At 60.7% G+C, this 25,303-nt stretch carries 22 protein-coding genes; 12 read left to right on the plus strand and 10 right to left on the minus strand.

What is annotated here, in order from left to right:
* Positions 1-17: 17 nt before the first annotated feature.
* From ftsX to ftsY, 3 genes are read right to left on the minus strand one after another with little or no spacing between them, the layout of a single operon-like run.
* Positions 18-1,040 carry a permease-like cell division protein FtsX gene (gene ftsX / locus FW800_RS19470; RefSeq protein ID WP_005792287.1) on the minus strand — a complete coding sequence of 341 codons (1,023 nt, stop codon included), beginning with the start codon at positions 1,038-1,040 and terminating at the stop codon, positions 18-20.
* Positions 1,037-1,708: a cell division ATP-binding protein FtsE gene (ftsE, locus tag FW800_RS19475; RefSeq protein WP_003213784.1), complete on the minus strand. Its 672-nt coding sequence runs from the start codon at positions 1,706-1,708 to the stop codon at positions 1,037-1,039. The genes ftsX and ftsE overlap by 4 nt, the downstream gene beginning before the upstream one ends.
* Positions 1,705-3,099 (minus strand): signal recognition particle-docking protein FtsY, encoded by a 1,395-nt coding sequence (ftsY, locus tag FW800_RS19480; RefSeq protein WP_446438262.1) that lies wholly within the window; start codon positions 3,097-3,099, stop codon positions 1,705-1,707. The genes ftsE and ftsY overlap by 4 nt, the downstream gene beginning before the upstream one ends.
* 338 nt (positions 3,100-3,437) lie before the next feature.
* Between ftsY and FW800_RS19485 the strand changes: the two genes are divergently transcribed.
* The 4 genes from FW800_RS19485 to FW800_RS19500 are packed head-to-tail and all read left to right on the plus strand — an operon-like array spanning position 3,438 to position 7,940.
* Entirely contained in the window at positions 3,438-4,793 is a 1,356-nt protein-coding gene (locus FW800_RS19485; RefSeq protein WP_446438263.1) for a M16 family metallopeptidase, read from the plus strand.
* A complete protein-coding gene (locus FW800_RS19490) occupies positions 4,786-6,276 on the plus strand; it encodes a M16 family metallopeptidase (protein ID WP_078822563.1) in 1,491 nt (496 codons plus the stop codon). Before FW800_RS19485 ends, FW800_RS19490 begins: the two co-directional genes overlap by 8 nt.
* Positions 6,276-6,893, plus strand: a complete 618-nt coding sequence (rsmD, locus tag FW800_RS19495; protein WP_005792291.1) for a 16S rRNA (guanine(966)-N(2))-methyltransferase RsmD — start codon at positions 6,276-6,278, stop codon at positions 6,891-6,893. Before FW800_RS19490 ends, rsmD begins: the two co-directional genes overlap by 1 nt.
* A 51-nt stretch (positions 6,894-6,944) precedes the next feature.
* Positions 6,945-7,940, plus strand: coding sequence for a hydrolase (locus FW800_RS19500; RefSeq protein WP_032878905.1), 996 nt, complete (start codon positions 6,945-6,947; stop codon positions 7,938-7,940).
* Positions 7,941-8,075: 135 nt separating this feature from the next.
* Here FW800_RS19500 and FW800_RS19505 read toward each other — a convergent pair whose 3' ends face one another.
* Both FW800_RS19505 and FW800_RS19510 read right to left on the minus strand, forming a co-directional pair.
* Positions 8,076-8,930: a sulfurtransferase gene (locus tag FW800_RS19505; protein ID WP_446438264.1), complete on the minus strand. Its 855-nt coding sequence runs from the start codon at positions 8,928-8,930 to the stop codon at positions 8,076-8,078.
* Positions 8,931-8,963: 33 nt separating this feature from the next.
* Positions 8,964-9,635, minus strand: coding sequence for a TetR/AcrR family transcriptional regulator (locus FW800_RS19510; RefSeq protein ID WP_005792294.1), 672 nt, complete (start codon positions 9,633-9,635; stop codon positions 8,964-8,966).
* A 146-nt stretch (positions 9,636-9,781) separates the two neighbouring features.
* Here FW800_RS19510 and FW800_RS19515 point away from each other — a divergent pair, with 146 nt between their 5' ends.
* The 5 genes from FW800_RS19515 (at position 9,782) to FW800_RS19535 (ending at position 14,354) form a co-directional block, all read left to right on the plus strand.
* Entirely contained in the window at positions 9,782-11,209 is a 1,428-nt protein-coding gene (locus tag FW800_RS19515; protein WP_032878902.1) for a coniferyl aldehyde dehydrogenase, read from the plus strand.
* A 29-nt stretch (positions 11,210-11,238) separates the two neighbouring features.
* Positions 11,239-11,784, plus strand: coding sequence for a hypothetical protein (locus FW800_RS19520; protein WP_005792296.1), 546 nt, complete (start codon positions 11,239-11,241; stop codon positions 11,782-11,784).
* Between the two features lie 37 nt (positions 11,785-11,821).
* The gene (locus FW800_RS19525; RefSeq protein ID WP_446438265.1) at positions 11,822-13,417 is read left to right on the plus strand and encodes a GMC family oxidoreductase N-terminal domain-containing protein; all 1,596 of its coding nucleotides are present in this window, start codon (positions 11,822-11,824) and stop codon (positions 13,415-13,417) included.
* Positions 13,418-13,520: 103 nt separating this feature from the next.
* Entirely contained in the window at positions 13,521-14,000 is a 480-nt protein-coding gene (gene coaD / locus FW800_RS19530; protein ID WP_003195136.1) for a pantetheine-phosphate adenylyltransferase, read from the plus strand.
* Positions 14,001-14,102: 102 nt separating this feature from the next.
* Complete coding sequence (locus FW800_RS19535; protein ID WP_003195146.1) at positions 14,103-14,354, plus strand: YfhL family 4Fe-4S dicluster ferredoxin; 252 nt, start codon at positions 14,103-14,105, stop codon at positions 14,352-14,354.
* A 123-nt stretch (positions 14,355-14,477) separates the two neighbouring features.
* On the opposite strand, the gene mutM is transcribed toward FW800_RS19535, so the two are convergent.
* Both mutM and FW800_RS19545 read right to left on the minus strand, forming a co-directional pair.
* Complete coding sequence (gene mutM / locus FW800_RS19540) at positions 14,478-15,290, minus strand: bifunctional DNA-formamidopyrimidine glycosylase/DNA-(apurinic or apyrimidinic site) lyase (RefSeq protein ID WP_005792299.1); 813 nt, start codon at positions 15,288-15,290, stop codon at positions 14,478-14,480.
* A gap of 21 nt (positions 15,291-15,311) precedes the next feature.
* Positions 15,312-16,124: an HDOD domain-containing protein gene (locus FW800_RS19545; protein WP_446438272.1), complete on the minus strand. Its 813-nt coding sequence runs from the start codon at positions 16,122-16,124 to the stop codon at positions 15,312-15,314.
* Positions 16,125-16,330: 206 nt separating this feature from the next.
* Here FW800_RS19545 and FW800_RS19550 point away from each other — a divergent pair, with 206 nt between their 5' ends.
* The 3 genes from FW800_RS19550 to ilvD all read left to right on the plus strand — a co-directional run bounded on the left by FW800_RS19550 (position 16,331) and on the right by ilvD (position 20,940).
* Positions 16,331-17,527, plus strand: a complete 1,197-nt coding sequence (locus tag FW800_RS19550; protein WP_005792302.1) for a class I SAM-dependent rRNA methyltransferase — start codon at positions 16,331-16,333, stop codon at positions 17,525-17,527.
* Between the two features lie 142 nt (positions 17,528-17,669).
* On the plus strand, positions 17,670-18,860 hold the full coding sequence (locus FW800_RS19555; RefSeq protein WP_446438266.1) for an MFS transporter: 1,191 nt from the start codon (positions 17,670-17,672) through the stop codon (positions 18,858-18,860).
* 238 nt (positions 18,861-19,098) lie between these two features.
* Complete coding sequence (gene ilvD, locus FW800_RS19560; protein ID WP_446438267.1) at positions 19,099-20,940, plus strand: dihydroxy-acid dehydratase; 1,842 nt, start codon at positions 19,099-19,101, stop codon at positions 20,938-20,940.
* Between the two features lie 126 nt (positions 20,941-21,066).
* On the opposite strand, the gene FW800_RS19565 is transcribed toward ilvD, so the two are convergent.
* The 3 genes from FW800_RS19565 to FW800_RS19575 form a co-directional block, all read right to left on the minus strand.
* Positions 21,067-23,511 carry a TonB-dependent siderophore receptor gene (locus tag FW800_RS19565; RefSeq protein ID WP_103734221.1) on the minus strand — a complete coding sequence of 815 codons (2,445 nt, stop codon included), beginning with the start codon at positions 23,509-23,511 and terminating at the stop codon, positions 21,067-21,069.
* Positions 23,512-23,642: 131 nt separating this feature from the next.
* Entirely contained in the window at positions 23,643-24,599 is a 957-nt protein-coding gene (locus tag FW800_RS19570) for a FecR family protein (protein ID WP_446438268.1), read from the minus strand.
* Complete coding sequence (locus tag FW800_RS19575; RefSeq protein WP_446438269.1) at positions 24,596-25,129, minus strand: RNA polymerase sigma factor; 534 nt, start codon at positions 25,127-25,129, stop codon at positions 24,596-24,598. The genes FW800_RS19570 and FW800_RS19575 overlap by 4 nt, the downstream gene beginning before the upstream one ends.
* Between the last annotated feature and the right edge of the window lie 174 nt (positions 25,130-25,303).

Consider the following 25,303-nt stretch of genomic DNA (forward strand, 5'->3'; position numbering starts at 1 on the left):
CATTAATCTGGCATTAACTACTTCGGCGCCAGTTCACGTAAATGCCGTGCTACCGCAATCCAGGCACCGATATACCCCAACAACACCGCGCCAAGCAAGAGACTCAGACCATCGGCTACCGGCACCCCGGCCAGGGCAAAATCACTGCCATACAAACCCGCCAGCCCGACAACCGCGTCGTTCAACCAATTCAGGCCAAACGCCAGCACGCCCCAGGACAACACCCCGGCACCCAGGCCATAAAGCGCGCCCATGTACAGGAAAGGACGGCGTACATAGCTGTCCGTGCCGCCGACCAGTTTAATCACTTCTATCTCGGTGCGACGGTTTTCAATATGAAGACGAATGGTATTACCTATCACCAAAAGTAATGCAGACACTAATAACACCGTCAGGCCGAACACAAAGCGGTCACCCAGCTTGAGGATCGCGGCCAGGCGCTCTACCCAGACTAGATCAAGTTGGGCCTGTTGCACCTTGGGCATCTCTGCGAGTTTTTGTCGCAGGGCCTCCAGCGCCGGCTTGTCGACCTCGTTCGGCGTCACCAGCACCACGCCCGGCAGCGGGTTCTGCGGCAGCTCCTTGAGCGCCTCGCCCAGGCCGGACTGCTGCTGGAATTCTTCAAGGGCTTGATCGCGGCTGATGTATTCGGCATCCGCTACGCCCGGAATGTTCTTGATGTCGTCGCGTAGCGCTTCGCCGTCCTTGCTGCTGGTGTCCAGGTTCAGGTACAGCGATATCTGCGCCGCCCGCTGCCAGGAACCGCCGAGGCGCTCCACATTATTAAGCAGCAGCGACAAGCCCATCGGCAGGCTCAAGGCTACGGCCATGACCAGGCAGGTGAAAAAGCTGCCGATCGGCTGTTTGCCCAGGCGACGCAGGCTGTCAAGCAGGCTGGCGCGATGGCTTTCGATCCAGGCGTGCAGCAAGGTGCCGAAGTCCGGGCCGTCGTCTTCGTCACGCTTTTTCTTCGGCGGTTGCGGATCGGCAGGCTTGGGTGCCACGCGTTCGGATACTTTGGGGCTGCGGGTAGCACTCATACGCCAGCCTCCCCATCACCGATCAAGCGGCCGCGTTGCAAGGTCAACATGCGATGGCGCATACGGGCGATCAGGGCCAGGTCGTGGCTGGCGATCAATACGCTGGTGCCCAGCCGATTGATGTCTTCGAACACCCCCATGATCTCGGCCGCCAGGCGCGGGTCGAGGTTACCGGTGGGTTCGTCCGCCAGCAGCAAGGCCGGGCGGTGGACGATGGCGCGGGCAATACCGACGCGCTGTTGCTGGCCGGTGGACAGGTCCCCCGGGTAAAGGTCGGTTTTGTCCGACAATGCCACGCGCTCCAGCGCCGAATCCACGCGCTTGACGATTTCGGCTTTGGACAGCCCGAGAATCTGCAGCGGCAGCGCGATGTTGTTGAACACCGTGCGATCGAACAGCAGCTGGTGATTCTGGAACACCACGCCGATCTGGCGGCGTAGAAACGGAATTTGCGCATTGCTGATGGTAGCCAGGTCCTGGCCCGCCAGCAGCAACTTGCCGGTGGTCGGGCGCTCCATGGCGAGTAACAGGCGCAACAGCGTGCTTTTGCCAGCGCCCGAGTGACCGGTGACAAACAAGAACTCGCCGCGACGCACTCGAAAGCTCAGCTCATGCAAGCCCACATGCCCGTTGGCATAGCGTTTACCGACCTGTTCGAATCGAATCATGAACGCTCCCGCTCGGCAAACAGTGCCTGTACAAAGGGTTCGGCTTCAAAGGTGCGCAGGTCGTCGATACCTTCACCGACACCGATATAACGAATCGGCAACCCGAACTGTTTAGCCAGGGCGAAAATCACCCCGCCCTTGGCCGTGCCGTCGAGCTTAGTCAATGCCAGGCCGGTCAGCTGCACCGTCTGGTTGAATTGTTTGGCCTGGCTGATGGCGTTCTGACCAGTACCGGCGTCGAGCACCAGCAAGACTTCATGCGGCGCATCGGCGTCGAGCTTGCTGATCACACGGCGCACTTTCTTCAGCTCTTCCATCAGGTTGTCTTTGGTGTGCAGGCGCCCGGCGGTATCGGCGATCAACACGTCGATATTACGCGCCTTGGCGGCCTGCACGGCATCGAAGATCACCGAAGCGGAGTCGGCGCCGGTGTGCTGGGCGATCACCGGGATCTTGTTGCGCTCGCCCCATACCTGCAACTGCTCGACGGCGGCGGCACGGAAGGTGTCACCGGCGGCGAGCATGACTTTCTTGCCCTCGCCCTGCAGCTTCTTGGCCAGCTTGCCGATGGTGGTGGTTTTGCCCGCGCCGTTGACGCCGACCACCAGGATCACGAACGGCTTGTTCGGGGTGATCACCAACGGCGCTTCCACGGGCTTGAGCATTGCAGCCAGTTCGGCCTGCAAGGATTTGTACAACGCATCGGCGTCGGTCAGTTGCTTGCGCGCGACCTTCTGAGTCAGGCTCTGGATGATCACGGCAGTGGCTTCGACACCCACATCGGCGGTGAGCAGGCGGGTTTCGATGTCTTCCAGCAGTTCATCGTCAATGACCTTCTTGCCCAGAAACAGGCTGGCCATACCTTCGCCGATGCTGGCGCTGGTCTTGCTCAGACCCTGCTTGAGGCGGGCGAAAAAGCCGCTCTTGCTGGTTTCGACAGGCGCGACAGGCTCTTCGATCACCGCAGGCGCGGCAACGACAGCAGGCACTTCAACCGGGATTTCGACCGCTGGCGGCGTCTGGACCACTACCTCTACCGGTGGCGCCACTGGAATGGGCGGCGTCACGTGTTCAGCCTGCACATCTTCAACCAGTGCCACCGGCTCTTCGGCTACCGGTAGCGCAAGCCACGGTTTGTGCTCGGGCTCGGGCTCCGGCTCGGGTTCTGCCTCGACTACCGGCTGCAATACCGGCTCCGCGATGGGCAACACCACCGGCGCCGGCGTCTCGGCAACCGGCTCGGCTTCTACTATAGGCTCTGGAATAGGCTCAGCTTGAACCTGCGGCTGTTCGACGACGGTTTCCTGCGGCTTTTTGCGCAGCCATCCGAACAGGCCTTTTTTCTCGCCAGCCGCAGCTGGGCTCTTCTTGTCGTCGTTGGAACCAAACATGGAGGACGGCTATCTCAAAGTAGCGATGCGCCAGGGCGCCTCGGTAAATAAATTCGATGCAGAACAGACTGCTTTAACGCCCGCTTGTTCATGCGCAACATTTTGTAAGGCGTAAATAAGTGCCTTGGCAAATCGTTTCAATATGGGACTGAAGCGATAAAATCGGCGAAACGTGGAAGATTGTCGGGGAAAAACGCCAACTACTCCAACTTTCCTACGACTGAACCCAGGACTAGATGACGACCGCAGTGGCCGTCCCTAAATCGGATCAGTATCCTAGCACCTCCTCGCCCGCCGACGCTAAGACCAAGCGGGCAGCCCAACAGGTTAAAAAACGAATGAATGCTCTAGCCCGCCGCGCCGCAGGCCTGCTGCTCAGCACAGTTTGTCTGCCCCTTTCAGCCTTCGCTGCCGACCCACAACCCACTCATGAATTCACTCTGGATAACGGCCTTAAAGTGGTCGTGCGCGAAGACCATCGCGCGCCAGTGGTGGTTTCCCAAGTCTGGTACAAGGTTGGTTCAAGCTACGAAACCCCGGGCCAGACCGGTTTGTCCCACGCCCTTGAACACATGATGTTCAAAGGCAGCGCCAAGGTCGGCCCCGGCGAAGCCTCGCTGATCCTGCGTGACCTGGGCGCCGAAGAAAACGCGTTCACCAGCGATGACTACACCGCGTATTACCAGGTGCTGGCCCGCGACCGCCTGGGCGTGGCCTTTGAGCTGGAAGCCGACCGCATGGCCAGCCTGCGCCTGCCCGCCGACGAGTTCAGCCGCGAAATCGAGGTAATCAAGGAAGAACGCCGCCTGCGCACCGACGACAACCCGATGTCCAAGGCCTACGAGCGCTTCAAGGCCATGGCCTTCCCGGCCAGCGGCTACCACACGCCGACCATCGGCTGGATGGCTGACCTTGAGCGCATGAAGGTCGAGGAGCTGCGCCACTGGTACCAATCCTGGTATATGCCCAACAACGCCACCCTGGTAGTGGTCGGCGATGTGACCCCGGACGAGGTGAAAAGCCTGGCCCAGCGTTACTTCGGCCCGATCCCCAAGCGTGATGTGCCACCGGCGAAGATCCCGCTGGAGCTGGCCGAACCCGGCGAGCGCCTGCTGACCCTGCGGGTGCAGACCCAACTGCCAAGCGTGTTCCTGGGCTTCAACGTACCGGGCCTGGCCACCGCCGAAGACAAACGCTCGGTGCAAGCCTTGCGCCTGATCTCGGCCCTGCTGGACGGCGGCTACAGTGCACGTATCTCCGAGCAACTGGAGCGTGGTGAGGAGCTGGTATCCGCCGCGTCCACCAACTACGACGCCTATACCCGTGGCGATACGTTGTTCATGCTCTCGGCCACGCCCAACCAGCAGAAACAAAAGACCGTCGCCCAAGCCGAAGCCGGCCTGTGGCGCCTGCTTGATGAGTTGAAAGCCAAGCCGCCGACCGCTGAAGAACTGGAGCGCATCCGTGCTCAGGTCATCGCCGGCCTGGTGTACCAACGCGACTCCATCACCAGCCAGGCCACTGCCATCGGCTCCCTGGAAACCGTCGGCCTGTCCTGGAAGCTGATGGACACCGAACTGGCCGACCTGCAAAGCGTGACGCCAGAAGATATCCAGAAAGCCGCGCGCACCTATTTCACCCGCGAACGTCTGAGCGTCGCCCATGTTTTGCCTGAGGAGACCGCTCATGAGTGATCGTAAAAGCAGCCGCCTGATCCTGCCCAGCCTGATCGCAGTCACCCTGGTTGCGGCCAGTGCCGTGTATTTCCTGCGCCCGAGCGAGTCGGTCGCCAGCCAGGCTCTGGAAAAGGCCCAATCGGCCAGCACCCTGCAGTCGCTGGCGGAACTGGACGGCAAGGCGCCAACCAACCGCAAGCTCGATGTGCAAACCTGGACCACCGCCGAAGGCGCCAAGGTGCTGTTTGTCGAAGCCCATGAACTGCCGATGTTCGACATGCGCATCCTGTTCGCCGCCGGCAGCAGCCAGGATGGCGATACACCGGGCCTGGCGTTGATGACCAACGCCATGCTCAACGAAGGCGTGCCGGGCAAGGATGTCAGCCAGATCGCCAGTGGTTTTGAGGGCCTCGGCGCCGACTTCGGCAATGGTGCCTACCGCGACATGGCGCTGGTCACCCTGCGCAGCCTCAGCGACAGCGATAAGCGCACCGCAGCCCTGGCACTGTTCGACCAGGTTATTGGCCAACCGACGTTCCCGGCAGACTCCCTGGCCCGGATCAAGAACCAGATCCTGGCCGGCTTCGAGTATCAGAAGCAGAACCCCGCCAAGCTGGCGAGCATCGAACTGTTCAAGCGCCTGTACGGCGATCACCCTTACGCGCACCCGAGCGAAGGCACCCCCGAGAGTGTGCCGAAGATCACCCTGGCGCAGTTGAAGGCATTCCACGCCAAAGCCTACGCGGCGGGTAATGCTGTGATTGCGGTGGTCGGCGACCTGACTCGCGCTGAGGCCGAGGCCATGACAGCCAAAGTGTCGGCCTCACTGCCCAAGGGCCCGGCCATGGCCAAGATCGCTCAACCGACCGAGCCAAAAGCCGGCCTGAGCCGTATCGAGTTTCCCTCCAAGCAAACCCACCTGCTGTTTGCGCAATTGGGCATCGACCGCGCCGATCCGGACTACGCAGCTCTGTCCCTGGGCAACCAGATCCTTGGCGGCGGTGGCTTCGGCACCCGCTTGATGAGCGAAGTGCGCGAAAAACGCGGCCTGACCTACGGCGTGTACTCCGGCTTCTCGCCAATGCAGGTGCGCGGCCCGTTCATGATCAACTTGCAGACCCGCGCCGAAATGAGCGGCGGCACCCTGCGCCTGGTTGAGGATGTACTGGCTGACTACCTCAAGAACGGCCCCACGCAAAAAGAACTGGACGACGCCAAGCGCGAACTGGCCGGCAGCTTCCCGCTGTCCACCGCGAGCAACGCCGATATTGTCGGGCAACTGGGCGCCATGGGTTTTTACAACCTCCCGCTGAGCTATCTGGAAGATTTCATGAAACAATCCCAGGCCCTGACCGTAGAGCAGGTCAAGGCTGCAATGAACAAACACTTGAGCGCCGACAAGATGGTCATCGTGACCGCCGGCCCGACGATTGCGCAAAAGCCACTACCGCCCCCCACTGATAAACCTGCCGAGCAGCCGCTCGGGGTTCCGGAGCATTAATGGCCAGTTCATCTCGCCCGAAAAAACCTGTCCACAACGTGCATAACGGTGTGGGCCAACTGCGCATCATTGGCGGTGAATGGGGCAGCCGCAAGCTGAGCTTCCCCGACGTCGTAGGCCTGCGCCCGACGCCGGATCGCGTGCGTGAAACCCTGTTCAACTGGCTGGCGCCATACATCGGCGGGGCCAAGGTGCTGGACCCGTTCGCCGGCAGTGGCGCGCTGTTCCTGGAGGCGCTGTCCCGTGGCGCGGCCCAGGGCCAGGCGTTGGATGCCAGTAATGTGGCGGTGTCCAGCCTCAAGGAACACCTGGGCACGCTGCGTTGCACCACCGGCCAGGTACAGACGGCTGACGCGCTGCGCTACCTGGAAACCCAGGCGGTGACTGAATACGACGTGGTGTTCCTCGACCCGCCGTTCAACCAGAACCTGCTGCCGACTGTGTGTGCTTTGCTCGAAGAGCGCCAGTGGCTGGCACCGGATGCCTGGATCTACACTGAAAGCGAGACCGCGCCATCAACGCTCGGCCTGCCGGGCAGTTGGCGCCTGCATCGGGAGCAAAAGTCCGGGCGGGTGTATTACGCGTTGTGGCATCGCCTGGTCGAAAACGCCGCTTAACCTGTGGCAGGGGAGCTTGCCACCGCGAGCTCACTGGCTACCGAGAGTTTCATGACCCCCTCTTCCGATCTGTTCAAACCCGCCTTCGGCCTCGGCAACCCTCACCTGCAAACACTGTGGGGGCCGCTGTTGCGCCCAACGACCCATATCGAACGCCAACGCGAACGTCTATGGCTGGAAGACGGCGACTTCCTCGATCTCGACTGGCATGGTCCCCATGACCTGCACGCACCGTTGGTACTGGTGCTGCATGGGCTGACCGGGTCGTCCAATTCGCCCTATGTGGCCGGCCTGCAACAGGCCCTCGCCGGCCAAGGTTGGGCCAGCGTTGCGTTGAACTGGCGCGGCTGCTCGGGCGAGCCCAACCTTCTGGCGCGCAGTTATCACTCCGGGGCCAGCGAAGACCTGGCCGCGGCGATTGCCCATCTGCGCGCCAAACGGCCACTGGCACCGCTGTATGCCGTGGGGTATTCCCTGGGCGGCAATGTGTTGCTCAAGCACTTGGGCGAAACCGGCGTGACTTCGGGGCTGCAAGGCGCGGCGGCGGTCTCGGTGCCGTTCCGCCTGGACCAATGCGCTGATCGCATCGGGCTGGGGTTTTCGCGGATCTACCAGAAGCACTTCATGCGCGAGATGCTGGCGTACATTCGCGTAAAGCAACGCCAGTTTTTGCAAGATGGCCGTGAGGAAGGTCTGAAAACCCTGGAGGCACTGGGCTCCCTGGAGAAGATGCGCACGTTCTGGGACTTCGATGGGCGAGTGACTGCGCCGTTGCATGGCTTCTTGAGTGCTGAGGATTACTATCGCCGCGCATCCAGTCGCTACTACCTGGGCGATATCCGCACGCCAACGCTGATCATCCAGGCGGCCGATGATCCGTTTGTGTTTGCTCATAGCCTGCCGGAAGCGAGTGAGCTGTCGGAGTGCACCGAGTTTGAATTGCTGACAAAGGGTGGGCATGTGGGCTTTGTGGAGGGTTCACTGAAACGTCCCGGCTATTACTTGGAACGCCGCATCCCACAATGGTTACTGACACAACGCAGTTAAAAATGTGGGAGGGGCGGTGCGACGATTCGACTTGCCCCCGATAGCGGTGGATCAGTTACAGATACTGAGACTGACACACTGCAATCGGGGGCAAGCCCCCTCCCACATTTTGATTGGGTTTACAGGGCCAATTGCTCAGTCGCCTGTTGCAATTTCCCGCGCCGGATCCGTAATCCACTCACTCCACGACCCCGCATACAACTTGCCCAACGGATATCCCGCCAACGCCAGGGCAAACAGGTTATGGCATGCCGTCACCCCCGAACCGCAGTACGCCACCAACTCCTGCGGCGGGCGCCCCTGCAACTGCGCAGCAAAGCGTTGCTTGAGCTGCTCGGCCGGCAGGAAGCGCCCGTCACTGCCCAGGTTTTCAGTGAATGCCGCGCACTGCGCGCCAGGGATGTGCCCGGCAATCGGATCGATGGGTTCAACCTCTCCACGAAAACGCGGCTGGGCGCGGGCGTCGATCAAGGTCAGGCCGGGCTGACCCAGGCGTTTTTGCAAATGCTCGGCATCCAGCACCAGCCGATTATCCGGCGTACCAGTGAAGGTGCCCGGCTCGGTCACCGGCGTATCCAGGCTCAAGGGGAAACCGGCGCTGTGCCAGGCCTTGAGGCCACCATCGAGAATAAACACCCCATCACGCTTGCCCAGCCAGGCCAGCAGCCACCAGGCACGGGCGGCATAGGCACCGGGGCCGTCGTCATACAGCACCACATCGGTGTCGGCACTGATGCCCCAGGCCCGTAGCTGCTTGGCGAACGTGTCTGCTGCTGGCAAAGGATGACGACCCGTCACGCCCTTGGTTACCGGACCGCTGAGGTGGCGCTCCAGGTCGGCGTATTGCGCGCCCTCGATATGCCCTTCGGTGTAGCTGCACAGGCCGTAATCCGGGTCTTCCAGGGCAAAGCGGCAATCCAGGATCACCAGCCCTGCCGACTTCTGGCGCTCGGCCAATTGCGGGGGGCTGATCAGTTGGGCAAGCGGCATGACTGACTCCTGTGAATACAAAGGGGAAAGGTCTTACTTCACTTCTTCCAGTGCCTGGTTCAGGGGCACGTAAAATTCCTTGAACAACGCATCCACCGCTTCTTTGGCCTGGGGCGTGACAAACCCCGCCTCCAACACCAGCACCTGGTACACCCCGCGCTTGATCGCCTCGGCGCTCAGGTGGGTGGACTTTTCGTTGGTGGTGCACAGGAACCGCACCCAGGAGGTCAGGATGATCCAGGCATTCAGGGTCAGGGCTTCGGTTTGCACCGGGTCCATATTCAGAATGCCGGCATCGACAAACCCCTGGTAAATGGCACCGCCCTGGATCAGGCAACGCTGGGAAAACCGCCGATAGCCCGTGGCCAGTTCCGGATCGCTCTCCAGCAGATGTTCGAGGTCGCGGTGCAGGAAACGATAGCGCCACATGCCCGCCAGCACGGCTTGCAGATAAAAGCGCTTGTCCTCCACCACCATCGTGCGCCCCTGGGGCGGGCGCAGGAAACTGTCCACCAGGGCTTCATATTCGCGAAACAGCACGGCGATGATCGCCTGCTTGTTGGGGAAGTGGTAGTACAGGTTGCCCGGAGAAATCTCCATATGGGCGGCGATATGGTTGGTGCTGACACTGCGCTCGCCCTGCTGGTTAAAAAGCTCCAGGCTGGTTTGCACAATGCGCTCGCTGGTCTTTACTCGTGGTGCCATGGGGGATCAGCTTCCAAACACGGGATGGGGCATCTTACGGCCTATGCCGGCCAGGTTAAATCTGGATGTTACTGCAATGTTATTTGACAATTTAGAGCAATAACTCTAAAAATCCAGGCAGACCTATAACAATCGGGAACTGCGCCATGTCTGCCAACGTTGCCTACCTGCAAGATGCCCAGGCCTTGGACCACCTCCAGGAGCTGTTCGAAGCCCAGCGTCGCGCCTACGCCGCCAACCCGATGCCACCGGCTGCGCAACGCCAACAATGGCTCAAGGCCCTGCGCGATGTGCTCAGCGACGAACGCCAGGCGCTGATCACTGCGATCAGCCAGGACTTCAGCCATCGCAGCGCAGACGAAACCCTGTTCGCCGAATTGATGCCCAGCCTGCATGGCATTCACTATGCCAGCAAACACCTCAAGGGCTGGATGAAACCCTCCCGCCGCGCTGTAGGCATTGCCTTCCAGCCCGCCTCGGCCAAAGTCATTTATCAACCGTTGGGCGTCGTCGGCGTCATCGTGCCGTGGAACTACCCGTTGTATCTGGCTATCGGCCCGCTGGTCGGGGCTTTGGCCGCCGGCAACCGGGTGATGCTCAAGCTCAGCGAATCCACGCCGGCCACCGGCGAACTGCTCAAGGCGCTGCTGGCCAGGATCTTTCCCGAGGACCTGGTGTGCGTGGTGCTGGGCGAAGCCGAAGTGGGCATGGCGTTTTCCAAATTGCGCTTCGATCACCTGCTGTTCACCGGCGCCACCAGCATTGGCAAACACGTGATGCGTGCGGCGGCCGAAAACCTCACGCCGGTCACCCTGGAACTGGGCGGCAAGTCACCAGCCATCGTCTCGGCCGATGTACCGCTCAAGGACGCCGCCGAGCGCATCGCCTTCGGCAAAGCCTTGAATGCCGGGCAAACCTGTGTGGCGCCAGACTATGTGTTGGTGCCGGAGGACCGCGTCGCAGGGTTTGTCGAGGCATATTCCAAGGCCGTGCGTGGGTTTTATCCGACCCTGGCCGACAACCCGGACTACACCGCCATCATCAACGAGCGGCAACTGGCCCGGCTCAATGCCTACGCCAAGGACGCTACCGACAAGGGCGCCACCCTGGTCCCACTGTACGAGCAAGGCCAGGCTCGACGTATGGCCCACAGCCTGCTGCTGAATGTCAGCGACGACATGACAGTCATGCAGGACGAGATTTTCGGCCCGCTCTTGCCCATCGTGCCGTATCGCGGCCTTGACCAAGCCTTTGCCTACATCAACCAGCGTCCACGCCCACTGGCCCTGTACTACTTCGGCTACAACAAGAACGAGCAGGAGCGTGTGCTTCACGAAACCCATTCCGGCGGCGTATGCCTGAACGACACCTTGCTGCACGTAGCCCAGGACGACATGCCATTTGGTGGCATCGGCCCGTCGGGCATGGGCCATTACCACGGCCATGAAGGCTTCCTGACATTCAGCAAGGCCAAGGGCGTGCTGGTTAAACAGCGCCTGAACGCGGCGAAGTTGATCTACCCCCCTTACGGCAAATCGATTCAGAAATTGATCCAGAAGTTGTTTATCCGCTGATAACCGTCACCTTCAGGACGATAAAAACAATGAACCCCAGCCTGAACGATTCACCCGCACTGTCTCGGCGCGGCGTCTTGAAAATCGGCCTGTGCGCCAGCGCTTTCCTCGCCACGGCCGGGCTTGGCGCCAGTCTCAGCGGTTGCTCCAGCAGTACGCCGGCCAGCGGCTTCGCGATGTTGCGCGCCAGTGATTTGCCGTTCTTGCGCGCGGTGATCCCAGTGCTGCTGGAGGGTGCGGCCAGCGCCGAGACAGTGGTCGCAGGCATTGAAGACACCCTGAAAAAACTCGACTACAGCCTGCAAAACTTGTCGCCGGAGATGTTCAAGCTCACCCAGCAGTTATTCGACGTGCTGGGCATGGGCATCACCCGCGGCCCGCTGACCGGTATCTGGGGCAGTTGGGAAAATGCCAGCAGCGAGCAGATCCGCAACTTCCTGCACCGCTGGGAAAACAGCTACCTGAACCTGTTACGCATGGGCCAGGGCTCGCTGCTCAAGTTGGTGATCATGGCCTGGTATTTTCGGCCCGCCTCCTGGGCCCATTGCGGTTATCCCGGCCCACCGAAGATCTGATTCGCATCCCTCACGATAAAAACCAGAGACGACCCTGATGCCCGTACCCGATCTGTTCCGCGATGGCCTGGCCCGTGGCTGGAAAACCCACAATGGCGCCGCCCTCAACAACGACCTGACCCTGGAAGCCGATGTGGCCATCATCGGCAGCGGTGCCGGTGGTGGCACCACCGCCGAGATTCTCAGCGCCGCTGGCTACAAGGTGTTGCTGATCGAAGAGGGCCCACTCAAGACCAGCAGTGACTTCAAGCTGCTCGAAGACGAAGCCTACGCCAGCCTCTACCAGGAAGGCATCGGCCGCATGAGCAAGGACGGCGCCATCACCATCCTGCAAGGTCGGGCTGTGGGCGGCACCACCTTGATCAACTGGACCTCCAGCTTTCGTACACCCGACGCCACCCTCGCCCACTGGGCCAGCGAATACGCGGTGAAGGGCCACAGCAGCGCCGAGATGGCGCCCTGGTTCGAAAAAATGGAACAGCGCCTGGGCATCGCACCCTGGGCGCTTCCACCGAATGCCAACAACGATGTGATCCGCAAAGGCTGCGAAAAGCTTGGCTACAGCTGGCATGTGATCCCGCGCAATGTGCGCGGCTGCTTCAACCTGGGTTATTGCGGCATGGGTTGCCCGGTGAACGCCAAACAATCGATGCTGGTGACGACTATCCCCTCCACCCTGGAGAAAGGCGGCGAACTGCTGTACCTCGCCCGCGCCGAGCAGCTCAAATACAGCGGCGACATCATCAGCAGCCTGGAATGCGTGGCCATGGACGAGCGCTGCGTGGCGCCGACCGGGCGCAAGATCACCGTAAAAGCCAGGCATTACGTGCTGTCGGGCGGCGGTATCAATAGCCCGGCCCTACTGATGCGCTCGGACGCGCCCGACCCGCATTCGCGGCTGGGCAAGCGGACCTTCTTGCACCTGGTCAACTTCTCGGCGGGGCTGTTCGACGAAGTGATCAACCCGTTCTACGGTGCGCCGCAATCGATTTACTCCGACCATTTCCAATGGCAGGACGGCACTACCGGCAAAATGTCCTACAAGCTCGAAGCGCCACCCTTACACCCAGGATTGGCCAGCACCTTGTTTGGCGGCTACGGCAAACAGAACGCGTTGGACATGAGCCAACTGCCTCACACCCACGCCATGCTCGCCCTGCTGCGCGACGGCTTTCACCCCGACAGCCCGGGCGGCAGCGTGGATTTACGCGGCGATGGCACACCCGTGCTCGATTATCAGGTTTCGCCCTACGCCTGGGACGGCCTGCGCCGGGCCTTCCACAGCATGGCCGAGATTCAGTTCGCGGCAGGGGCCAAATCGGTCAAGCCTTTGCATCACGACGCACGGTACGTGAACAGCCTGGCCGAAGCGCGCAGCATGATTGACGGTTTGAACCTGGAGTTGCACCGCACAACACTCGGCAGCGCCCATGTGATGGGCGGCTGTGCCATGGGCGAAGATCCGAAGCATGCGGTAACCGACAGCCTCGGTCGCCACCACCAACTGCGTAACCTGTCGATTCATGACGGCTCGCTGTTTCCTACCAGCATCGGGGCAAATCCCCAGTTGTCGGTGTATGGATTGAGCGCCCAACTGGCGTCAGCCTTGGCCGAACGTCTGAAAACAGCGTGAAAAACCGTTCGATTCACGGCATTTATCTACGTAAGTCGACTTGGCCGACCGGGATGGCTGCGATACCATCCGGTTCCCCAACGGACTCCGCCAGGACGACGCGATGAACCGAGTGTTGTACCCAGGTACCTTCGACCCGATTACCAAAGGCCATGGCGATCTGGTCGAACGCGCCTCTCGCCTGTTCGACCATGTGATCATCGCGGTCGCAGCCAGCCCCAAGAAAAACCCGCTGTTTCCCCTGGAACAACGTGTGGAGCTGGCGCAAGAGGTCACCAAGCACCTGCCGAATGTGGAAGTGGTGGGCTTTTCCACCCTTCTGGCGCATTTCGCCAAGGAGCAGAACGCCAATGTGTTCTTGCGCGGCTTGCGGGCGGTGTCTGATTTCGAATACGAATTCCAACTGGCCAACATGAACCGCCAACTGGCGCCGGACGTGGAAAGCCTGTTCCTCACGCCTTCGGAGCGCTATTCGTTTATTTCCTCGACGTTAGTCCGTGAAATCGCGGCTTTGGGCGGAGATATCACCAAGTTCGTGCATCCTGCCGTGGCGGACGCACTGACATTGCGCTTCAAGAAGTAAGACCGCTCAATCGGTGCCTGCTCGCACTGCGGGCGCCAATGCGGCACAATTGCGCGCATTAGTTTTCAGATGCCTTGGCAGAGTGCCCTGGCAGGAGTTTCCATGTCCCTGATCATCACCGACGATTGCATCAACTGCGACGTCTGCGAACCCGAGTGCCCGAACGCCGCCATTTCCCAGGGCGAAGAGATCTACGTGATCGACCCCAACCTGTGCACCCAGTGCGTCGGCCACTACGACGAACCGCAGTGCCAGCAGGTTTGCCCGGTTGATTGCATTCCGCTGGATGAAGCGCACCCAGAGACTGAAGAGCAGTTGATGGAGAAGTACCGCAAGATTACCGGTAAGGCCTGAGTTTTTTAGTGCCTGTGAGGGCCTCATCGGGGGCAAGCCCTCTCCCACATTTTGAATGTGTTCACAAATCAAAGTGTGGGAGGGGGCTTGCCCCCGATGACAATCTCAGCCATCACAAAGCTATCAGCTCTGACACTTGGGGCAAAACACACTCGCCCTCTGCCCCAGCACCACATTGCGCAACTCGCTCCCGCAGACCTTGCACGCCTCGCCGCCACGGCCATACACGAACAGTTCCTGCTGGAAATACCCCGGCTGCCCATCACCGCCGATAAAGTCGCGCAGCGTGGTGCCGCCCCGCTCGATAGCGGCGGCCAACACCCGCTTGATCTCGATCGCCAATTTCAAATAGCGCCCGCGTGAAATACCACCAGCGGCGCGACGCGGATCAATCCCCGCCGCAAACAGCGCTTCCGTCGCATAGATATTGCCCACGCCCACCACCACCGCGTTGTCCATGATGAACGGCTTCACCGCCATGGACTTGCCGCGTGACAGCTGGAACAAACGCTCGCCATCAAACAGCTCGGTCAACGGCTCCGGGCCCAGACGCAGCAGCAGCTCGTGGTTGTGCGGATCCTGGCTCCAGAGCATCGCGCCGAAACGCCGAGGGTCGGTGTAGCGCAGGGCCATCCCCGACTCCAACTCGATATCCACATGTTCATGCTTGGCCGCGGGCATACCGACCTCAACCAGACGCAGGTTGCCCGACATACCCAAGTGACTGATCAAGGTGCCCACTTCGGCATTGATCAACAGGTACTTGGCCCGCCGTTCCACCAGCACGATGCGCTGCCCGGACAGGCGCACATCCAGGTCTTCCGGGATCGGCCAGCGCAGGCGCCGCTCACGCACCACCACGCGACTGACGCGTTGGCCTTCCAGGTGCGGGGCAATGCCGCGTCGGGTGGTTTCGACTTCAGGTAACTCGGGCATGTGTACCTCTTGAATGACGGTTCAGTGCGCACCCAGTTCGCGGATCGACAACTTCAGGCTTTCGAAGTCGTAATCCGACAGGCCCACGTAATCCAGCACCAGGTGCCCGATTGCATTCCACTCATGGTCCACCGCCTGGCTCCCCAGTACGCGAAACGACGAACAGATATGCTCGGCCATCTTCAAGATAGCCAGCAGGTTCTTGAGCTGCGGGTTGCGCGACGACTCATCACTGAAAATCGCCAGAGCGTTGTGGTGATTGGCGATGGCGTCGGTGACATGCTCCGGCAGGCGCCAGGACTTGGCGGTGTAGTAGCCGACCACTGCATGGTTGGTGTGGAACGCGTTGTTTTCGGTATCGACCACGCGGCAATCCGGGCCGGCGTTGGCGTAAGCCTGTTCCAGCACAGACATGTAGTTGGGAAAACGCTTGAGCATCAACGGTACGCCGCAATCGTGGAACAGGCCCAATGCATACGCTTCATCGACGGCCTGGGAACCAGTACGCTTGGCCAGGGTGAGACAGGTCATGGCCACATCCTGGGCGGTGTCCCAGAAGCGGTTGAGGGTGACGATGGTGTCGTCGCTCATCTCGCCCTTGATCGACAAGGCATTGATCAGGTTGATGACCGACCGGCTGCCCAGCAGGTTAACTGCACGCTGGATCGAGGCGATCTTGTTGCTCAAGCCGTAATACGACGAGTTGACGATCTTGAGCAACGCGCCAGACAAGCCCGGGTCCTGGGCGATCAACCGTGCGATCACTTCCAGGTCCGGGTCGGGCATGTACTGCTCCATCTGCAAATCCACCATGATTTGCGGTTGGGGCGGCACGCTGATGCCTTGCAGGGCCTGTTGAATCTGCTCGGCGGAAAGCTCTTGGGACATAAATACACACTCTGGGCTAGGCGCGAATTCTAACCCTTATGAAGACGTGACCGACACCCACAACCCAAACTGAAACCCTCCCACATGTCCGGTGCCGCCGCCAAATAATGCGCAACACGCTATACTCCCGCTCTTTTTTCCGGAGCGACGTCATGTCCCTGCCAAGCCTGCGTCTCAAAGCCAACGCCGATCGTCGTTTGCGCAACGGCCACCTGTGGGTCTACAGCAACGAAATCGACGTGGCCGCCACCCCACTTCACGGCTTCCAGGCAGGCGACCAGGCTATCCTGGAAGCAGCCGGCGGCAAGACCCTGGGCATCGTGGCCATGAGCCCGAACAACCTGATCTGCGCCCGCCTGCTGTCGCGCGACATCAAGTTGCCGCTGGACAAGTCGCTGCTGGTGCACCGCCTCAACGTCGCGCTGTCCCTGCGTGATCGCCTGTTCGACAAGCCGTTCTACCGCCTGGTCTACGGTGATTCCGACCTGCTGCCGGGCCTGGTGGTCGACCGTTTCGGCGACATCCTGGTGGTACAGATCGCTTCGGCGACCATGGAAGCGCATAAAGAAGACGTGATCGCGGCCCTCACCCAGGTGCTCAAGCCCAGCGGCATTCTGTTCAAGAACGACTCCGCCGCACGCGACGCCGAGGGCCTCAACCGCTACGTCGAAACGGTTTTCGGCCTGGTGCCGGAGTGGGTGGCGCTGGAAGAGAACGGCGTGAAATTCGAAGCCCCGGTGATCCAGGGCCAGAAAACCGGCTGGTTCTACGACCACCGCATGAACCGCGCCCGCCTGGCCCCGTATGCCAAAGGCAAGCGCGTGCTCGACCTGTACAGCTACATCGGCGGCTGGGGCGTGCAAGCTGCAGCCTTTGGCGCCAGTGAAGTGTTCTGCGTCGACGCTTCGGCCTTCGCCCTCGACGGCGTAGAGCGCAACGCCGCGCTGAACGGCTTTGCCGAGAAGATGACCTGCATCGAAGGCGACGTCTTTGAAGCGTTGAAAGAACTGAAAGCCAGCGAAGAGCGCTTCGACGTGATCGTCGCCGACCCACCGGCCTTCATCAAACGCAAAAAAGACATGAAGAATGGCGAAGGCGCCTACCGCCGCCTCAACGAGCAAGCCATGCGCCTGCTCAGCAAGGACGGCATCCTGGTCAGCGCTTCGTGCTCGATGCACCTGCCGGAAGACGATCTGCAAAACATCCTGCTGACCAGCGCCCGTCACCTGGATCGCAATATCCAGATGCTCGAACGCGGCGGCCAGGGCCCGGACCACCCGGTGCATCCGGCGATTGTCGAGACGCGGTATATCAAGAGCATTACTTGTCGCTTGCTGCCTAATAGCTGACAGCGGGATGCTCCCCGTAGGAACAGTCAACGACTGATCCTACGGGCCTTTCAGCTGTTTCCCACTGCCATTTCCATTGACTTCCCTTGCCCTCACACCGACTCTCCTCCCCCCAGCAAGGAAGGATAGAGCGGTCCGGTTGATGCCTATTAGTACAGCCACACCAAACAAGTCATATTTCATCGTACTGTTGATGACCATGACCCTGCTCGCCGTCTTCCCCCTCGACGTAGTCCTGCCATCCTTTCCCGCCCTCTCCAATCACTTTGGCCACACGCCTTCAGAAATCGCCCAGTCCGTCAGTATTTTTGCCATTGGCCTGGCCGTCTCGTTACTGCTGATAGGCCCGTTGTCTGACATGTTCGGCCGCAAAAAACTGCTGCTGGCAGGTATTGCCTTATCGGCGCTGGGTGCAGCCGGTTGTTTGCTGGCCCCGGATTTCAATTGGTTTATCGGCTTTCGCGTGGTTCAGGCCGTAGGGTGCGGGGCGTTTGCCCTGTCGCAGGCGCTTATCCAGGACTTGTTTACAGGGCGGGAACTGCAACGGATTCGAATCTGGATGACCACCGCCGGCGGAGTGTTCATCTCAAGCTCGCCACTGATGGGCACCTGGCTGCAAATTTATGGCGGATGGCAGGCGAGTTTTTACGTGTTTATCGTGTTAGCCACAGTGGTGTGGCTCTGGTCCGCACGCCTGCTGCACGACTCGCGCAGCAGCCATCGCCCTTCACCGCTACAGTTCTTCAACGGCTATTGGCTGCTGTTTTCCGACCTCCGTTTCGTCAGCTATTGGTTGATTTCCGCCCTGGCCTTTGCCTGCCATTTCTCGTTTATCGTGATGTCGCCCCTGATCTTCATGGAGCGCTTGAACCTGTCGACGTATCAATTCGCCTGGGCATTGCTGCTATATGGCGCGGCCTACGTCTGCGGCGGAGTGATTGCCAGTATCCTGCATCGCAAAATGGACGCCGACCGGCAAATCAACACTGGCCTGTTGCTGATCACTGTTTCAGGTCTGGTCATGCTCTGGCTGGCCTGGCAGTTCGGCCTGTCGGCCGCCACGGTGCTGATCCCGATGTTGATCTGCACAGCCGGCACCACCATCTGTCGACCCATCGCCAACTCCAAGGCCATGAGCCTCTACCCGCAACTGGCTGGCACGGCGACCTCTGCCGGTAGCTTGCTGATTTTCATGTGCGGCGGCCTGATCAGCCTGGTGATCAACCTGGCCACCGCCAACCTGACCACCGCGCTAGCCCTGTGCTTTCTAATCCTGAGTGCCGCCGGGCTCGCCCTGAATGCGCTGATCAAGCAGCGCCCACATGTCCTGTAGCGGCTATCTTCAAGGTTACGGCCATTCCCTCCAGCCGCCAGCGGTGTAGAATCGGCCCTATTCATCGCCAGTCATCCCCCGGCGGGTTTATGAGCTCGAGGCCCAAGCAAGCGGCGATCCCGCGATGCGAGTGGCAACTTCCGGACACACGGCCATTTTTCGGGTGTTCCAGTCGTCAATTAGAAGCTCACTCCCCTTTGCACCTGATTAATAAGTGATTAGCCGCCCGGAGTGCTCCATGCCAGATTACCGCTCGAAAACATCCACCCACGGCCGCAACATGGCCGGCGCCCGCGCACTGTGGCGTGCCACGGGGATGAAGGATGACGACTTCAAGAAGCCGATCATCGCGATTGCCAACTCCTTTACCCAGTTCGTACCGGGCCATGTCCACCTCAAGGACCTGGGCCAACTGGTCGCCCGCGAGATCGAACGGGCCGGCGGCGTGGCCAAGGAATTCAACACCATTGCCGTGGACGACGGCATCGCCATGGGCCATGACGGCATGCTGTATTCCCTGCCGAGCCGCGAGATCATCGCCGACTCCGTGGAGTACATGGTCAACGCCCACTGCGCCGACGCCATCGTGTGCATCTCCAACTGCGACAAGATCACCCCCGGCATGTTGATGGCTGCCTTGCGCCTGAACATTCCGGTGATCTTCGTCTCCGGCGGCCCGATGGAAGCCGGCAAGACCAAGCTCGCGTCCCACGGACTCGACCTGGTTGACGCCATGGTGATCGCCGCCGATTCCAGCGCTTCTGACGAGAAGGTCGCGGAATACGAGCGCAGCGCCTGCCCGACCTGCGGTTCGTGCTCCGGTATGTTCACCGCCAACTCGATGAACTGCCTGGTAGAAGCCTTAGGTCTCGCCTTGCCGGGTAACGGTTCCACACTGGCCACCCACAGCGACCGCGAGCAACTGTTCCTGCAGGCCGGCCGCACCATCGTCGCGCTGTGCAAACGCTATTACACCGAGAACGATGAGTCGGTGCTGCCGCGCAACATCGCCAACTTCAAGGCGTTCGAGAACGCCATGACCCTGGACATCGCCATGGGCGGTTCCACCAATACTATCCTGCACTTGCTGGCCGCCGCCCAGGAAGCCGAGATCGACTTCGACCTGCGCGACATTGACCGCCTGTCCCGCCATGTGCCGCAACTGTGCAAGGTCGCGCCGAACATCCAGAAGTACCACATGGAAGACGTGCACCGCGCCGGCGGGATCTTCTCGATCCTAGGTTCCCTGGCCCGTGGCGGCCTGCTGCACACTGACCTGCCGACCGTGCACAGCAAGTCGATCGCCGAAGGCATTGCCAAATGGGACATCACCCAGACTGACGACGAAGCCGTGCACACCTTCTTCAAGGCTGGCCCGGCCGGCATCCCGACCCAGACCGCATTCAGCCAGTCGACCCGTTGGGATACGCTGGATGACGACCGTGAAAACGGCTGCATCCGCAGTGTCGAGCACGCCTACTCGCAAGAAGGCGGCCTGGCCGTGCTGTACGGCAACATTGCCCTCGACGGCTGCGTAGTGAAAACCGCGGGTGTGGATGAGTCCATCCACGTCTTCGAAGGCCGCGCCAAGATCTACGAAAGCCAGGACAGCTCGGTACGCGGCATCCTTGCCGACGAAGTCAAGGAAGGCGACATCGTGATCATCCGCTACGAAGGCCCCAAAGGCGGCCCGGGTATGCAGGAGATGCTCTACCCCACGTCCTACCTGAAATCCAAAGGTCTGGGCAAAGCCTGCGCGCTGCTGACCGACGGGCGTTTCTCTGGCGGGACTTCGGGCCTGTCCATCGGCCACGCTTCCCCGGAAGCCGCTGCCGGTGGCGCGATTGGCCTGGTGCAGGATGGTGACAAGGTGCTGATCGACATTCCGAACCGTTCGATCAACCTGTTGATCAGCGACGAAGAACTGGCTGCACGCCGGGTCGAGCAGGACAAAAAGGGTTGGAAGCCGGTAGAAAAACGCCCGCGAAAAGTCACTACTGCGTTGAAGGCTTACGCATTGTTGGCCACCAGTGCCGACAAGGGTGCTGTACGTAACAAGGCAATGCTCGACGGCCTGTAAGCCCCGCGCATCAAAATGCCCCGCCAGGTGCGGGGCATTTTTTTGCCTGGAGATAACCCCAAGCACAATGATGATCAAAATGTGGGAGGGGGCTTGCTCCCTCCCACAGAAGTGATGCATCAGGCTTTAGAACTGTGGGGTGTAGGTCATGCTGAACATCACATTACGCGGGTCGCCATAGTAGTTGCTGCCCCACGTCGCGTTATACGCAGGGATGTAGTACTTCTTGTCGAACATATTGTTCAGGTTCGCCGCCACTGTGAACTCCTGGTTGATCTTGTAGGCCACCCGCGAATCCCACAGTGCATTGCCGGGTACGCTGAAGTTGCGGTCGTAGGCTTCAGTGCTGCTTTGTGCGGTTACGCCGGCACCGACACTGAACTGCTGCCAATCGCCCGGCAACTGGTAGTCACCCCAGACCTTGAGCAGGTGCTTGGGTGTCCAGGTGCTGAAGATCTTGCCTTCGTAAGTGTCGTCTTTGAGGAATTTGGTGGTGTTGTAGGTGTAGCTGGAGACCAGTTGCAAACCCGGCAGCACTTCGCCGCTCAAAGTGGCTTCGAAGCCTTGGCTGCGAACCTTGCCCGAGGCGAGCGAGCAGTACCAGCCGCCGCAGACTTTGCCGCCTTGCAGGTCTTGAGCCGCACGGTTTTCCTGGTCATAACGGAAGATGGCGAACGAGGTATTCAGACGACCGTCCGCCAGTTCACCCTTCAGGCCCAGTTCGTAGTTCTGGCCTTCGATGGGCTTGAGCACGGTCAAAGACGTGGTCAGGTTGGTTTGCGGTTCGAACGCGTCAGCGTAGCTGGCGTAGGCCGACCATTGGTCATTGAGGGCGTACACCAAGCCGGCGTACGGGGTAACGTGACCATTGCTCTGCGTGGTGCTGCGGGTTGGGTCGCCATACACACCCCGGGAACCGCTCTCGTCGGTGTAGCCATAGTCATACCAACTGGTACGTGCACCGAGAATCAGGGTCAGTGGGTCCACAACCTTGACGCGCCAAGTGCCATAAACCCCTTTCTGGCGAATGTCATACCAACTTTTCGTAGCATTGCCCGCCTGGAACAACTGGTTTTTGTCGCGCTGTGGACGGTTGTGATCGATGTTGAAAATGTCCGCGCCGGCCGTCGCTGCTCGCGCCCACTGGTCGTTGGTGGTGAGTTTGGAATAGTTGGCGCCCAGCACCATCTCCTGTTGCAAGCCCAAACCTTCAAACTTGCCGTTCACGTACACATCCACCCCACGGCTCTTGGTATTGAAGTCGGTGACCCAATCCACATAACGCACATTGCCGGCGGTGCCGGGGTTGGGAATCTCATCCCAGGTCGCCTGGTAGGTCGCGTCGTTGTGTTCATCCATGGCCACGAGGGCAGCTTTCACCTTCCAGTCATCGTTGAAGCGATGCTCGATATCGGCAAACACCTGGGTCTGGTTATTGACGTTGCGGTTCCAGCTGGCGCCGACAAAAGTCGAGCGCGGCAGGCCGATATCGCTGCCATTGGCGTAACGGGGCAGTGACATGAAGTTGGGGCGCGAGTGGCCTTTCTGGTTGCTGACCCCCACACCGACGGTGGTGTCTGGCGTGAAGTCGTAGTCCACGGCGGCATACACCGTCTGATTCCAGCCACCGGCATAGTCAACGAACGAGTCCGTCGTGTCGTAATCCGCCACAAACCGGCCGCGCAGGGTGCCTTCGGCATTGAGCGGGCCACCGGCATCGACCTGGGTGCCGTAATGGTCCCAGGAGCCGGCTTTTGCAGTGATCGTCACGGTCGGGTCCTGCTGGCCGCGCTTGCGCACCAGGTTCATGGTGCCGCCCGGGCTGTTGGCGCCTTGCAGCAAGGCGGCCGGGCCGCGCAGGGTTTCTACACGGTCATAGATGGCCATGTTTTCAGTGAGGTAGCTGCCCAACGCATAGGTGTTACGCGGGATGCCCACGCCATCGTATTGCAGGGTGCCGACCTCAAAGCCACGGGAGAAAATGAACATACCGGGCCCAGGGGATTTGGTCGCTGTCAGGCCGGGGGTGCGCTTGACCACTTCGGACAGCTTGGTGGTGTTCTGGTCATCCATCTGTTTACGGGTCATGACGCTGACCGATTGCGGGATGTCCTTGAGCTTCTGCTCGCCCTTGCCCAGGGTCACCGCACCGGTGGTGTAGGAGCCACTGCCTTCGGTCGTGGCGCCCAGTCGTTCAGCGCTGATGGTAGTGGCGCCGACTTCGATAGCGCCGCCGGTGGCTACGCGCTTCTCCAGGGTCACGGTGTCGGCGTTGATAAACGCCGCACTCAAGCCCGTACCGCCAAGCAATTGCGCCAAGGCTTCGCGCTGGCCGAGATGGCCACTCACCCCGGGCGACACCACCCCTTGGGTCACCTCACCGGACACCAGCACCTGCACGCGCGTCACCGCTGAAAATGCCGCCAGCGCGCCGTCGAGGCTTTGCCCGGGGATATCGAAACGGTAAGCCTGGGCCTGGGTGACCTCTGCAGCTTGCAGGGATAGCGACGCAGTGCCGGTCAAGCAAATGACCAGCGCGAGCAAGGGCGATGCGGCGAAACGGTGTGCCATGGGTGGAGCTCCCCGGTGCAAAAAGTCTGTGATCGGCGCGGCACTACTTGAGAGTGCTTACTATTTACGCCTCAGTGATCAAGGACGAATGCTCACCGGGAAACCCTGAAAGTATTTTCAAAAAGTTGCGACTACGACGCCTTACCCTCGCGCAGCACCAGCAAATACGGGGTGTAATGCTCGGCGCGCAGGTTGAGGGTGTATTCCAGCGCCTTGATCACCGCGTCGGGTTTATCGATTTCAAACACGCCGGAGACCACGCGATTGCGCAATGCGTCGCCCAGTATCAGGGTCTTGCCCGGCCAATAACGGTTCAGCTCGCTGACCACGTCCGACAGCGGTTGCTGGCGAAACACCAGTTGCCGCTGGCGCCAGGCAAACCCGCTGGCCGCGTCGAAACCGTGGACTTCAGCCAGGCGTTGGTCCTGATACTCCACCGCCCGTCCCGGCTGCAGATACACCGGTGTGCCACTGCCGGAACTGACCTGCACCTTGCCCTGCGCTACCTGCACGAGGGTTTGCGCATCGCGTCGCGCCACACTGAACCGGGTGCCGACCACCTTCACCCAGCCGTCGCCGGACTGCACCACGAACGGTCGCGCCGGGTCCTTGGCCACCTCGAAGAAACCTTCGCCACGCAACAATCGCACCTGGCGCTCGCCCGCACTCATGCGCACCTGTATGGCACTGTCGGTATTGAGCTGCAGGTGGGAGCCATCGGCCAGCTCGATGCTGCGTGACTCGCCGGTGCCGGTGGCATAGTCCGCACGCATGCGGTCAAGCCAAGGTGTGTTCTGCACAGTCAGGCCCACCGCCAGCAGCACGGCCGCGGCGCAGGCCCAGCGCGACCAGCGCCGTGCGGGCTTGCGCCAGGCAGCCTGTTCGGCGCGGCGAACGACCCGCGCCGGTTCATGCAAGCCTCCGAGCATCGCCTGCACTTCCTGCCAGGCGGCATCCTGGGCATCACCCTGCTCCAGCCAGATGGCAAAAGCCTGCAGTTCGCCAGGCGTGACATCCTCGGCCTGCAGGCGGAAATACCAGGCGGATGCTTCGTCGAACAGTTCGTCGGCTGTGGGGGTAGCGGTCATGACCGACGTCCTTGTTCATCGCAGGCAAGCCGCTTCTTGATAAAGCCACGGCATTCAATCAAGGCGCGACGCAATTGGTATTCCACACTGCGCGGGCTGATCGACAGGCGTCCGCCGATCTCGCGATAGGAGAGTTCGTCGACATGATAGAGCAGGAAGATCTGTCGAGTCGCTTCAGGCAACGCCAAAATCGCGTCCTGCATCAACTGTTGCTGCTGATAGGCAGCCAATTGCTCATCGATACCCGGGTTGCTGCACGGCAATTCTTCGCTGGGCTCGCCGGCATCCAGCCGTTCGCGGCGAATGGCCTGGCGCTGGTGATCGCGCACCAGGTTGCTGGCGATGGTGAAGAGGAACGCCGGGAGATTGTCGATTTTATCGCCACAGTCCATGCGAGCCAGGCGCAGGAACGACTCCTGAGTCAGGTCGGCGGCCACTTGGGCACTGCCGGTGCGGCGAGTGACGAAGGCTTCGAGGGCTTTCTTCTGCTCCGCGAACAGGCGCGCGATCTGCGAATTCCAGGAGAGCACGGCACTACCTTGAAAAGAACGTGGGGTTCAGGAGGTGTGCACGCTAGCAGAGGATGAGATTGGTTCGCAATTGATATCTATTTTTGCATAGATACTGCTGTGTACTTGAGGCTGCCTTCGCGAGCAAGCCCGCTCCCACATTTGACCGTATTCTCAGGTTGAAACTCGGTCGAA

This window comes from Pseudomonas sp. 910_23 (genome assembly GCF_052850795.1).

Bases quoted from the DNA above. Each gene is read 5' to 3' on its own strand.
- ftsX (WP_005792287.1), bottom strand. From the start codon at position 1,040: ATGAGTGCTACCCGCAGCCCCAAAGTATCCGAACGCGTGGCACCCAAG.
- ftsE (WP_003213784.1), bottom strand. From the start codon at position 1,708: ATGATTCGATTCGAACAGGTCGGTAAACGCTATGCCAACGGGCATGTG.
- ftsY (WP_446438262.1), bottom strand. From the start codon at position 3,099: ATGTTTGGTTCCAACGACGACAAGAAGAGCCCAGCTGCGGCTGGCGAG.
- FW800_RS19485 (WP_446438263.1), top strand. From the start codon at position 3,438: ATGAATGCTCTAGCCCGCCGCGCCGCAGGCCTGCTGCTCAGCACAGTT.
- FW800_RS19490 (WP_078822563.1), top strand. From the start codon at position 4,786: ATGAGTGATCGTAAAAGCAGCCGCCTGATCCTGCCCAGCCTGATCGCA.
- rsmD (WP_005792291.1), top strand. From the start codon at position 6,276: ATGGCCAGTTCATCTCGCCCGAAAAAACCTGTCCACAACGTGCATAAC.
- FW800_RS19500 (WP_032878905.1), top strand. From the start codon at position 6,945: ATGACCCCCTCTTCCGATCTGTTCAAACCCGCCTTCGGCCTCGGCAAC.
- FW800_RS19505 (WP_446438264.1), bottom strand. From the start codon at position 8,930: ATGCCGCTTGCCCAACTGATCAGCCCCCCGCAATTGGCCGAGCGCCAG.
- FW800_RS19510 (WP_005792294.1), bottom strand. From the start codon at position 9,635: ATGGCACCACGAGTAAAGACCAGCGAGCGCATTGTGCAAACCAGCCTG.
- FW800_RS19515 (WP_032878902.1), top strand. From the start codon at position 9,782: ATGTCTGCCAACGTTGCCTACCTGCAAGATGCCCAGGCCTTGGACCAC.
- FW800_RS19520 (WP_005792296.1), top strand. From the start codon at position 11,239: ATGAACCCCAGCCTGAACGATTCACCCGCACTGTCTCGGCGCGGCGTC.
- FW800_RS19525 (WP_446438265.1), top strand. From the start codon at position 11,822: ATGCCCGTACCCGATCTGTTCCGCGATGGCCTGGCCCGTGGCTGGAAA.
- coaD (WP_003195136.1), top strand. From the start codon at position 13,521: ATGAACCGAGTGTTGTACCCAGGTACCTTCGACCCGATTACCAAAGGC.
- FW800_RS19535 (WP_003195146.1), top strand. From the start codon at position 14,103: ATGTCCCTGATCATCACCGACGATTGCATCAACTGCGACGTCTGCGAA.
- mutM (WP_005792299.1), bottom strand. From the start codon at position 15,290: ATGCCCGAGTTACCTGAAGTCGAAACCACCCGACGCGGCATTGCCCCG.
- FW800_RS19550 (WP_005792302.1), top strand. From the start codon at position 16,331: ATGTCCCTGCCAAGCCTGCGTCTCAAAGCCAACGCCGATCGTCGTTTG.
- FW800_RS19555 (WP_446438266.1), top strand. From the start codon at position 17,670: ATGCCTATTAGTACAGCCACACCAAACAAGTCATATTTCATCGTACTG.
- ilvD (WP_446438267.1), top strand. From the start codon at position 19,099: ATGCCAGATTACCGCTCGAAAACATCCACCCACGGCCGCAACATGGCC.
- FW800_RS19565 (WP_103734221.1), bottom strand. From the start codon at position 23,511: ATGGCACACCGTTTCGCCGCATCGCCCTTGCTCGCGCTGGTCATTTGC.
- FW800_RS19570 (WP_446438268.1), bottom strand. From the start codon at position 24,599: ATGACCGCTACCCCCACAGCCGACGAACTGTTCGACGAAGCATCCGCC.